Origin of the sequence: Streptococcus sp. HMSC076C09 (assembly GCF_001837905.1) — a bacterium.
GTDB lineage: Bacteria > Bacillota > Bacilli > Lactobacillales > Streptococcaceae > Streptococcus > Streptococcus parasanguinis_I.
This window is the reverse complement of the sequence record NZ_KV834646.1, coordinates 59,947-70,986: the sequence shown is the minus strand read 5'-3', so window position 1 is coordinate 70,986 and position 11,040 is coordinate 59,947. Positions and strand designations below refer to the sequence as shown.

12 protein-coding genes are annotated in these 11,040 nt (G+C 40.4%); 1 reads left to right on the top strand and 11 read right to left on the bottom strand.

Translation table 11 applies throughout. The features are described from left to right. Positions 1–98: 98 nt before the first annotated feature. From HMPREF2704_RS05980 to tmk, 8 genes are all read right to left on the bottom strand, one after another. Positions 99–1,640 (bottom strand): ABC-F family ATP-binding cassette domain-containing protein, encoded by a 1,542-nt coding sequence (locus tag HMPREF2704_RS05980; RefSeq protein ID WP_049488524.1) that lies wholly within the window; start codon positions 1,638–1,640, stop codon positions 99–101. Positions 1,641–2,003: 363 nt separating this feature from the next. Next, complete coding sequence (locus HMPREF2704_RS05975) at positions 2,004–2,357, bottom strand: arsenate reductase family protein (RefSeq protein ID WP_003013024.1); 354 nt, start codon at positions 2,355–2,357, stop codon at positions 2,004–2,006. Between the two features lie 5 nt (positions 2,358–2,362). Continuing rightward, on the bottom strand, positions 2,363–2,854 hold the full coding sequence (locus tag HMPREF2704_RS05970) for a methylated-DNA--[protein]-cysteine S-methyltransferase (protein ID WP_070466364.1): 492 nt from the start codon (positions 2,852–2,854) through the stop codon (positions 2,363–2,365). Further along, entirely contained in the window at positions 2,838–3,419 is a 582-nt protein-coding gene (locus HMPREF2704_RS05965) for a GNAT family N-acetyltransferase (protein WP_003008260.1), read from the bottom strand. The genes HMPREF2704_RS05970 and HMPREF2704_RS05965 overlap by 17 nt, the downstream gene beginning before the upstream one ends. 17 nt (positions 3,420–3,436) lie before the next feature. Beyond that, positions 3,437–4,294 (bottom strand): 16S rRNA (cytidine(1402)-2'-O)-methyltransferase, encoded by an 858-nt coding sequence (rsmI, locus tag HMPREF2704_RS05960; protein WP_070466366.1) that lies wholly within the window; start codon positions 4,292–4,294, stop codon positions 3,437–3,439. A gap of 2 nt (positions 4,295–4,296) precedes the next feature. Next, positions 4,297–4,617, bottom strand: coding sequence for a DNA replication initiation control protein YabA (gene yabA / locus HMPREF2704_RS05955; RefSeq protein WP_003005416.1), 321 nt, complete (start codon positions 4,615–4,617; stop codon positions 4,297–4,299). Positions 4,618–4,626: 9 nt separating this feature from the next. Then, positions 4,627–5,520 carry a DNA polymerase III subunit delta' gene (locus tag HMPREF2704_RS05950; RefSeq protein WP_070466368.1) on the bottom strand — a complete coding sequence of 298 codons (894 nt, stop codon included), beginning with the start codon at positions 5,518–5,520 and terminating at the stop codon, positions 4,627–4,629. Next, positions 5,517–6,155 carry a dTMP kinase gene (gene tmk, locus HMPREF2704_RS05945; protein ID WP_003004942.1) on the bottom strand — a complete coding sequence of 213 codons (639 nt, stop codon included), beginning with the start codon at positions 6,153–6,155 and terminating at the stop codon, positions 5,517–5,519. The genes HMPREF2704_RS05950 and tmk overlap by 4 nt, the downstream gene beginning before the upstream one ends. A 149-nt stretch (positions 6,156–6,304) precedes the next feature. On the opposite strand from tmk, the gene HMPREF2704_RS05940 reads away from it, so the two are divergent. After that, positions 6,305–7,192: a YitT family protein gene (locus HMPREF2704_RS05940; protein ID WP_049474311.1), complete on the top strand. Its 888-nt coding sequence runs from the start codon at positions 6,305–6,307 to the stop codon at positions 7,190–7,192. A gap of 41 nt (positions 7,193–7,233) precedes the next feature. Here the strand turns inward: HMPREF2704_RS05940 and HMPREF2704_RS05935 are convergent, their stop codons facing one another. The 3 genes from HMPREF2704_RS05935 to HMPREF2704_RS05925 all read right to left on the bottom strand — a co-directional run bounded on the left by HMPREF2704_RS05935 (position 7,234) and on the right by HMPREF2704_RS05925 (position 10,359). After that, positions 7,234–7,890, bottom strand: coding sequence for a CBS domain-containing protein (locus HMPREF2704_RS05935; protein WP_003005183.1), 657 nt, complete (start codon positions 7,888–7,890; stop codon positions 7,234–7,236). Between the two features lie 150 nt (positions 7,891–8,040). Beyond that, positions 8,041–9,279, bottom strand: a complete 1,239-nt coding sequence (locus tag HMPREF2704_RS05930) for an MFS transporter (RefSeq protein WP_049474310.1) — start codon at positions 9,277–9,279, stop codon at positions 8,041–8,043. A gap of 213 nt (positions 9,280–9,492) precedes the next feature. Then, positions 9,493–10,359, bottom strand: a complete 867-nt coding sequence (locus HMPREF2704_RS05925) for an Rgg/GadR/MutR family transcriptional regulator (protein ID WP_021153668.1) — start codon at positions 10,357–10,359, stop codon at positions 9,493–9,495. Positions 10,360–11,040 lie beyond the last annotated feature (681 nt).

Sequence of the window (11,040 nt, the reverse complement as noted above, 5' to 3'; positions counted from 1 at the left end):
AATCATCCACTGGATAATTTCACCTAACCTCCGTACTCACCTAAGGAAAGTTTCTAAGAAGAATCTGAAAAGAGAACCATGCAGTTCTCTTTTTGTCTTTACGTCAATTCATTAAAGTCCCAGATTTGGTCCATCCAGCCTTCATAGAAATCTGGCTCGTGGCAAACCATGAGGATCGATCCCTTGTACTCTTTTAGGGCCCGTTTCAATTCATCTTTGGCATCCACATCCAAGTGGTTGGTCGGCTCGTCTAGTACCAAGACATTGTTTTCGCGATTCATCAAGAGACAGAAGCGTACCTTGGCTTGCTCCCCACCGGATAGCACCTGGATTTGGCTCTCGATGTGTTTGGTGGTCAAACCACAGCGAGCAAGGGCTGCACGGACTTCTGCTTGGTTGAGAGCCGGAAAGGCATTCCAAACTGCTTCTAGCGGCGTCTGACGATTGCCCCCTTCGACCTCTTGCTCAAAGTAGCCAAGCTCTAGGTAGTCTCCACGCTCGACTTCTCCAGCGATTGGTGGGATGATTCCTAACAAGCTCTTCAAGAGAGTGGTTTTCCCGATCCCGTTGGCCCCGATGATGGCTACCTTTTGATTGCGTTCAAATGTTAGATTCAAAGGCTTGGTCAACGGACGGTCATAGCCAATCTGAAGATCCTTGGCCTGGAAGATAAAGCGACCAGGAGTCCGGGCATTTTTAAATTCAAAGGATGGCTTTGGTTTCTCACTTTGTAACTCAATCAGTTCCATCTTGTCCAGCTTCTTCTGACGAGACATGGCCATATTCCGTGTAGCCACACGCGCCTTATTACGGGCTACGAAATCTTTCAAATCAGCAATCTCTTTTTGCTGGCGCTCATAAGCCGCTTCCAATTGCGATTTCTTCATTTCATAGACTTCAAGGAATTGGTAGTAGTCTCCTGAATAGCGGGTCAACTGCTGATTTTCCACATGGTAGACGATGTTGATCACATCGTTCAAGAAAGGAATATCGTGGGAAATGAGGACAAAGGCATTTTCATAATTCTGCAAGTAGCGTTTGAGCCAATCGATATGCTCTGCATCCAAGTAGTTGGTTGGCTCGTCCAAGAGAAGGATATCTGGTTTCTCAAGTAAGAGTTTGGCCAAGAGGACCTTGGTCCGTTGCCCACCTGATAAGGAAGTCACATCTGTGTCCATGCCAAAGTCCATAACCCCAAGAGCACGCGCCACTTCATCGATCTTGGCATCCAAGGTATAAAAATCACGGCTTTCTAGACGCTCTTGGAGTTCTCCAACCTCTTCCATCAGAGCATCGACATCGGCTCCCTCTTCCGCCATGGCCATATAGAGGTCATTGATGCGAGCTTCAGCTGTGAACAACTCATCAAAAGCGGTCCGTAAAACATCGCGAACCGTTTGTCCTTCTTCTAAGACCGAATGCTGATCCAGGTAGCCCGCCGTCACATACTTAGACCACTCCACCTTTCCTTCGTCAGGTTGCATCTTACCAGTCACGATGCTCATGAAGGTCGATTTCCCTTCACCATTGGCCCCAACAAGACCGATATGTTCTCCCTTTAGCAAACGGAAGGACACATCCTCAAAAATCGCACGATCCCCAAAACCGTGGCTTAAATTTTTCACTTCTAAAATACTCATGCTTGCCTCTCTTTCATTGATTTCACTCGTATGATTATATCATCTTCACTGCAAAATGAAAAGGGAGCCCAACTCCCTTTAGAATATATATAAATAAATTATAAGTAAGATAGGTTACGCGATTTTGTCAAAAAATCAAAATAAGTTCTAACTTATGAATTTCATAAAGAATATACCGAAACTTTCCGCCGTGAGAAAAGTGCTAGAAACATTATTGTTTCTAGCACTCGGGAGTTTTGAGACCTTAGGCTCAAAACTAAGTCATGGAACTTCTTTGAAGTTCGCTGACGTCCGTACTCACCCAAGGAAAGCTTCTGGCATACCTTTATTATAGATCTGAAGAAAATCCAACTCCCTTTTCTTTTACAAACCTAAGTCTGCGTATGGTTTTCGGTAGCCCACTTGAACAACTTTTCCGTCTTTGACAAGCAAAGGCCGCTTGATCAGCATACCGTCTGAAGCAAGGAGATCCGCCGCTTCTTTCACTGTCAGTTGATCCACCTTATCTTTCAAACCGAGTTCCCGGTATTTCATTCCGCTAGTATTGAAGAAAGACTTGATTGGTAGGCCAGAAGCTGCCATCCAGTCTTGCAATTCTTGGCTAGTCGGTGTTTCTGTGACGATGTTTTGGCTTTGAAACTCACATTGGAGACCGTCCAATTCTGATTTAGCCTTTCGACAAGTCGAACATTTTGGGTATTCAATAAATGTATACATCGATTTTATTTCTCCTTCCAGGTAATTCCTTCATGGTGTAAGAGCCAGCGTTTGCGATCGAGTCCAGATGCATAGCCCGTCAGTTGTCCATCTTTTCCCATCACGCGGTGGCAAGGGACTAAGATCGTTAAGGGATTGCGTCCAACAGCCTGTCCCACGGCTTGGGCTGAACCACAAGAAAGATCCTGGGCCAGCTGGCCATAGGTCTTGGTCTCACCATATGGGATCTCTCGCAATAACTGCCACACCCGCTCTTGAAAAGCTGTCCCTTGCGGTGCTAGTGGAAAGCTGATAGCGATTGGATCCCCCGCAAAATAGTGGTCCAACCACTCCTTCACCTTCTCATGGAAGGGATGGACCTGCTCCAGCGCCCCATAGGGATCAGTCGCCTCCTCTTTCGGATCATAAAAATCAAGCTCAACAAGGCCTTCTTCACTGACAATGATCGAAAGAAGCCCCATAGGGCTTTCATAAAATTGTTTAAGATAGAGAGTCATTGTAGGCCGCTTCTGCTCTTTGGTCCCAGCGGTCCTCTTCTGAGACCACTTGGAATAGACTAGTTTCTGCTTTTCGTTTGATCTTTTGATAAGCCAGACGTACGCCATCAATGGGGACCTTTCCACAATAATGGTAGCCCAATTTTTCAAGTAAATGCTGCATCACCAGATTATCCGGGTGCGTATCGCAACGGAAATCTGGCCCTTTTTCCCCTTCGATTAAACCTTGAAGGAAGGTCTGCGCTACCCCTTTGCCAGCAGCTTCTTTGGCTACAGCGACCCGGTGAAAAGTGACATACATATAGTTGTCATGCTCCCACTTACCATCATAAATCTCATTGTAAGCCGCTTCGTTGCCCTTGTAGACAGCTGCATAGGCCACGACTTCCTGATCTTCAACGGCGACATAGCCACGACTTTCTAGAATATCCTCAAAAATGATCTCTTCATCTGGATAGCCATCCTGCCACTGGTCGACCTGTCTTTGAGCCAGGCTTTCCTTGGCATCTTGGATAATTTCCATAATTCGCTTAATCTCGTTGGGATAAGCCATTCTAATTTCCATCCTGCTTCCAACCTTTCCTAGTCTTGATGGTAACGAGCATAGAGCTCACTCTTTTGCAGGCCATATTGTTTGGCGACCTGTTTAATTGCTTGATTTTTCTTCATGCCCTCTTGGACCAAGGTGTCGATCTCTTGAATCAAGTCGACCTCTTCTAGGTCTAGCTCTTCTTCCTTGGCTCCTTCGACGATCAAGAGACACTCCCCTTTGAGGGAATTTTCTTCAAGAAATGCGACTAACTCAGAAATACTGCCACGAGTATATTCCTCGTAGATCTTGGTCAATTCACGAACCAGGACGACCGAACGATCCCCATAGACAGCCAACATATTCTCTAAGGTCGCCTTCACCCGATGGGGCGACTCATAAAAGATCTGAGTCTCAGGGTAGGCCACTTTTTCTTGGAAAAAGGCCTTTTGTTGCCCCTCTTTGCGAGGCAGAAATCCATAAAAAATATGAGGTTGAGGGGCTAGGCCACTGGCAATCAAACCCGTTATACCTGCACTAGGACCAGGCACAGCTACGACAGGAATCTCGCGTTCAATCGCTGCCTTGACCAAATCATGACCAGGGTCAGAAATACTAGGGAGTCCTGCATCTGAGACTTGCGCTAAGTCTTTTCCAGATTCTAAATGGGCGATCAGATCTGGAATTTTCTCCATGGCATTGTGCTCATGAAAGCTGGTCTGGGGTGTCGCAATCTCAAAATGCTTGAGCAAGAGGCCTGTATTTCTAGTATCCTCAGCTGCGATCAAGTCCACATCCTTTAGGGTCTGGACCATGCGGTAACTCATATCCTCCCGGTTACCGATCGGTGTTGGGACCAAGTAAAGCACCCCAGTTTTCTTTTCCCCTTTAAAACTTCGTTGGATCTGCATGCTTACTCCCTAAATAACAACTCGTCACAAAACATACACTCTTCATCGTTCTCACGGCGTTGACCATAGGAATAAGTGCAGATATGAAAACCATCGTTGTAAATACGTTGCAAATTTTCACGACCATGGTGTTGTGACTTTGCGGATGAAGTCTTCTCCACTTCCCCCAAACGCTCTCTCAATTTATCATTTTCTAAGCGAAGAGCTGTATTTTCTTCGATGACTTGTTTCAAATTTTTCTTGATGGCTTCGACTTCAGCCAAGGTGACCAACAAATTCTGAGAAAAGCCGTCTAAAGCATCAAATAATTCTTTTTTATTCATTCTGACTCCTTAACTTTCTAAGCTCAAAACCATATATTCTAGAGCATTTTGAAAAGAAACATTGGCCTTCCACATCCTGCGAGCAAGACTCAATTTCTCAAGCAACTGCTGGGAGCGACTCAAGCACAACTGCTCTTCTAAAGCCAACTCCATCAAACGAAAGGCCTGGCTTTGTTTTTCCTTATCATCTGCTAGGCTCACTAAGCGGGTCACTTCCAAATAAGCACGATTTAAATTGGATTGACAACGTTCGATGAATTGATCACAAATTTTGGCCAGTTCAAAAAAAGTGGCATTCCTTTTTTGCTGCTCTGCTTCTTCGAGACTAAAACTAAAACGAGCTACTAAATTTGCCTGTGATTTGATCAAGCCTTCTTTTTCTAGCAGTTCGGTTAGGTAGGCTTGCTTTTTAGGAAAATGGACCTGCTGGGCCCGACTCTTGATGGTCGGTAAGATCAAGTTTTCATCGGAAGTCAACAAGAAGAGATAGATCTCACTCTGGGGCTCCTCCATGACTTTTAAGAGAGAATTGGCCGCATTGGTATGCATCTTATCCGCATCTTGGACGATAAAGACCTGCCGACTTCCTTCAAATCCTGATTGAGAAAAGTCTTGAACGAGCGAGCGAATGCGGTCAGTCTTAATGATTTGGTTGACTGGACGCACGATCTTTACGTCTGAGAATTCTTCTTCTTCAATCAAGCGGCAGGAACGGCATTTGCCACAAGGCCAGACTCCCTGCAAATCTTCGCAAAATTGACTTTGAGCTAGCAAGAGGGCCATCTCAAAACTGGCAAAAGAACCCGTAAAGAGATAAGCATGACTGAGCTGTTTGTGTTCCAAGATCTGGGTGAAGCGCTCCACCAATTCTGGCTGGAGCTGTTGGATCTCTTCTAGCTTCATTTCAATATCCCCAAGCGATTTTCTAAAACAGCCAAGACATCCGCAAAGACTGCTTCAAAGGATTGACTGGCATCGATTTTCACAATGCGCTCTGGTTCCTTTTCATACAAGGCCAAATAACCTTGTCTGACTTTTTGGTGAAGCTCCAATCCTTCCAAATCTAAACGATTGACTTCCCGCTCTTGGTTTTTGGCAATTCGAGCGAGCCCTTCTTCGACATCCAGATCAAAGTAAAGGGTGAGGTCTGGTTTAAGACCATCTGTCGCGAATTGATTGAGCCACTCGATATCTTCCACACTCAGACCGCGACCATACCCTTGATAAGCGACCGAGCTGTCAATAAAGCGGTCCATCAAGACAACCTTCCCAGCTGCAAGGGCTGGCAAGACACGTTCCACCAAATGCTGCCGGCGACTAGCAATATAGAGCAACAACTCAGTCTTGGCATCCATACTAGTATGGTCTGGATCTAAAATGACTTGGCGGATCTTTTCTGCAATGTCTACACCGCCTGGTTCACGGGTTGTAATAAAAGGAATTCCTTTTTCTTCAAGTAGAGGCAAAACGGCTTCTAGGACCGATGATTTCCCCGCTCCTTCTGGACCTTCAAATGAAATTAATGTACCGTTTACCATAGTATCCTCTTTCTAGTTTTCTACTTTTTATTTTACCAAAAATAAGGGTAAAAATCTTGTATTTTAGGAGAGAAAATTTTTCAAAGTCATTTTCATTTTTTCACTTTTTTGTTACAATGTTCTTATAAAGTTTTAGGAGACAACCTATCATGTTTAAATTTAAAGATATTCTGGCTATCATTTTTGGGGCCGGCATTTTTTCGTTTGGGATCTATTTTTTGGTCATTCCCTTTCACTTCTATGAAGGAGGAGCGACAGGGATTACCTTGATCACCTATTACCTCTTAAAAGTCCCCGTATCCCTGATGAACTTGCTGATCAATATCCCTCTCTTCGTTCTGGCTTGGAAACTGCTGGGCAAGAAATCTCTTTACCTGAGCTTACTTGGGACTTTCTCGGTTTCGGCATGGATGGCAATTTTTGAGGCCATGCCCCTCAGCCACCACTACCATCACTTTGTCTTTACAGCCTTTAAAGGAGATATTCTGCTTGCCTGTATAGCCTCAGGGGTTGTCCTTGGTTTAGGTCTAGGGATCATCTTCAATGCTGGGGGAACTACGGGAGGAACTGATATCCTCGCTCGCATCTTTAACAAATACACTTCCCTCAGCATGGGAAAACTCATGTTGATTGTAGATGCCATTGTTCTGACAACTGTGGTCATTGTCTTCCAAGATGTCCGTACAGCTATGTACACCCTCTTCTTTATCCTGATTGACACCCTTGTGATCGACTTGATTGGAGAAGGTGGTTTTGCTGGAAAAGGCTTCCTTATCGTCACATCCAAACCAGAAGAAATTGCCCAAAAAGTATCCGACGATCTGGGTCGCGGGATTACCTTTATCCGCGGGATGGGCTATTACAGCCGTAAGGACCTGGATATCGTCTACTGTGTCGTTTCACGGAATGAGATGAAACAAATGAAAGACATCATCAATCAGATTGATCCATTCGCCTTCATCACCATTTCTGAAGCCCATGAAATTCTCGGCGAAGGCTTTACTTTAGATAAAGAAAAACAACCCATTAACCGTTAATAGAAAAATCAGACTGGATTGTCATCCAGCCTGATTTTTTATTAAATTGCTTTTGCGGTTGTTCGAGTGATTTCATCGACTTTCAAACCGTTGGCTTCAAATTTACTACGGATTCCTTCTAGATCTGTCACCCCATCAATTTGAACTTCGATAACGACACGATCGTCTTTGGTTGGGATATTGACTGTATTGGCGATGTTATACCCTTCTTCTACAATCAAGTGAATGATTTGTTCGAGAACGCCAACCTTATCTTCTGTCACAAAGCGAACACGAACTCCTTCTTCTCCATAACCGGATACTTCAAGGAAGGCACGGAAAATATCACGGTCTGTGATGACACCAGATACTTGGTCATTGTCCACGACTGGAAGAATTCCCACCTTGTTCTTATACATGAGGTAGGTCGCATCTTCTAAGCTTGCAAATTTAGAGACGGTAATGACATCGCGAAGCATGACATCTTTGACCTTGGTCTTGTTCAACAGATAGTTCATCTCGAAAATAGACAAGCTTGTTGCTTTAGATGGACTTGCTTCTGCAATCGTACCTTCTGTCACCAAGCCAACCAATTTATCATTTTCAATGACTGGCAAACGGTGCAAACCTTGTTCCCGCATCAAATCTGCCGCATGGGCAATTGTAGTATCTGGACTAATATAAACCACTTTACGTGTCATAAAATCTTTAACAGCCATAACAAGTTCTCCTATGCTTTTATTAGTTTTATTATACTTGATTTTAAGAATGATTTCAAACGCTTTCAGCAGTTTTCTCTTGTTTTCAAAATTTAGAAAAATCAAACACACGTACCTTTTTATGCAACATTTAAATCTTGCAAACTAATCTTAGTCACTAGTAACCGATTTATTAGAAGATAAGGAAAGTACAAATACCACAATGGATAATAATAAGAATACACCCCAAGCAAACTGAGAGTTCCACATAGATAAACTTGTAAACAAAATAGTTGCTATTGGCATTGATAATACTGATATAACCTTAAAAAAACTACTAGTTTGTGCAAGAATATCCGGTGGAAGTTTTGCCATTAAGAGACTATTTAATTTGGGATTTACCTTACTACTAAGATACATCATGAATGCCAACACACTAAAAGAAATTATTTCCAAACCATTTATCCAACCACATATTCCTATGACTATTAATAGTCCACTATCTATTTGAAGTATTTTAATAAGTGAAAGTTTAGAAAAATAATCATTAGGGGTCATTCCACCAATTAGGGCTGAGACAAATAATATTGTTTGAAGTAAAAACACTGACTGAGCAAAAGATAAACCAAAGGGAGTTATTTCTGTAAATTTTAAATTGTACATTATTAAAATAGCACTGCCTAGCGAATTTAATCCTAAAATTGAAAAAATCATTAGACCAAAACGTACTTTCTCTTGATATTTAAATATACTTTTACTATTTTTGTAAAGGTTCTTAAGTTGTGAGATAAACCCATTTTCTGGTGAATAATTAACTTCTGGATGTGTCAATTGTCTTTGAATTTTAAGCAACACCATCGACGATAATAAGAAACTTATAGCATTTATTGTAGCTAAAAAGAAGAAATTATTATGAGAAATCGTTAGTAACCAAACTCCCAAAGTTTGACCAGAAATCAAAGTTATTTGACTAATTACTTGATCAAAAGAGTACGCTTCCATCAGGTCTTCTTCGGGAATGTGTGACTGAAACATAGGTAATACTAGGCCTCTTCTGTACTCTGTAATACAATCTGATAGGATGTTTATGAAACATACAATCGAGAAAACTAGCCATGAATTTTCTTTCGATAAGAACGCAACCATAATAAATAATACTGCTTGTATATATCCTAATAATAGCAACCACAATTTCTTATTCTTTGTTTTGTCAGCCTGCATTGCAATAAAAAGAGCACAAATCGTTGGAATATATTGTATAAAACTTGCTACACCAACCGCCAATTTACTATTCGCCATACTTGCTGCAAATACTACAAAAACAAGATTATAAATAGTTGATCCTAAATCATCGAAGAAACTAGATAAGACCAGATTCCTAAAAAAAATATTTCTTAAAAAAACTTTCATCTGCTATACCTTTCTAATAGAAACTTGATAGACATAACTTCATTCAAATAAAAAATATTTTTAAGTTTTTCAGAATTACTTTTTCTTTTATATGAATTAACAAAATATCGAAGTATTTAATTGTTATATCTAAATATAGTTTACTACTAAATTTTAAATATTTAACAGAGTTTCAAATATGAAATATCCTATCTCATACATCTGATCTTTTGCCTAATTTATATGTATCCCAAACTGGTCCAATTTTACCTCTAAAATATTAATCAGTTGACTATCACCAACAACTCGAAGAGACTCTATAAATTGTTTAATTTCCTTTTTAGAATTTTTTGACTTTAAGTAACCATTTACTAATTTTAAAAATTTTAACAACATGATTTCTAGCATATCATATGGGAAAAGAAGCTTTTCTAGCTCGAGTATAAACAATGGAACTTGAGTATCAATTTTTCTTAAAATCAATTCGCCAATTAAATTTATGTACGTTAATTTTAAAGAACTTAAATTGTGTTTAAGAAAATTATAATCTTTAGTCCTTTCCGCAAGCTGATCTCCAAAAAATAATAGATCTTCATCTGAAATTAAAGTCATTGTATTTCCAAATACATATAATTCAAACCATGTCCAAGATTCAATTGAAAATAGATAATCTACCAATACTTTTCTATCTTCTATATTTCTTTCATAGTTTTGATCTAATGAATGTATCGCATTTTCAATAATGAATGACTGAATTCTTTGATATCGATCCGTCTCTTCACTCTGTAATACTTCAGTTAATAGATACTCTAATCCTTTAATATCCTGTTTCAAAAATAAAGTGGATATCTTCTTACCTAAAATAATATCTTTAGGTAATTCATAATTATTTAATTTATGGCCAAACTCTTCAAAAGTCATGTGGATTGATTCTATCGCTATTAATAATTTATCAGCACTTAACATCGTTTGCCCATTTTCAAATTTAGACAATTGTGCTATGCTTAACCCTTTCCTAGCAACATCCTTTTGTTTTAAGCCTCTGGCAATTCTCAGTTCCTTATATAATTCACCCAATTGAATTTTTCGATCTATATGCATAACTTATAATCCATTTCAATCATTAGTAATTACGTTTATTTTACCAAATTAATAAAGGAAATTATATATTTTAAATTATTTTACTAAGAAAAAATCTTAGCCAGTAAAAATGAAAAAAGAGAGTGGGACAGAAATCGGTAATTCGTTAGAATTCGATTTCGTCGTCCCACCTCCGCACAGTTGAGTAGGGCTGTAAAAGCTGATGAAATCAGCGTAGTAGAGCCCACTCAACCACTGCGTCTTGCTCGACAATCCAAAAATAATTGAGAGGCTAGGACTTTTGTCCCAGCCTCTTCGAACATATTCAAACTGTTTTTCCTATAAAATAAGATTAATAATTCTTCATAATAGAAATTATGCTATTTTTTGAATCATTTGGGAGTATATTGAAACTTTCCGCCGTGAGAAAAGTGCTTGAAACAATCTTGTTTCAAGCACTCGGGAGTTTTGAGAGTAAAACAGTTCGGGGAACTGTTTTAGCCTGAGCTCAGAAATTAAAAAGCGAAGGGGCTCAAAACGAATTGAATACGGGCCACAGATTGTGCCAAAAAGATAAGTTCTCCTAGAATCGAAAGATTCTGCGTCAAACATCCTATTTTGACTTTATCCGCAAACGCCCTTTGTATCTTAATTAGTCATGGAACTTCCTGGATTGCTGAAATCATCCACCGGATAATTTCA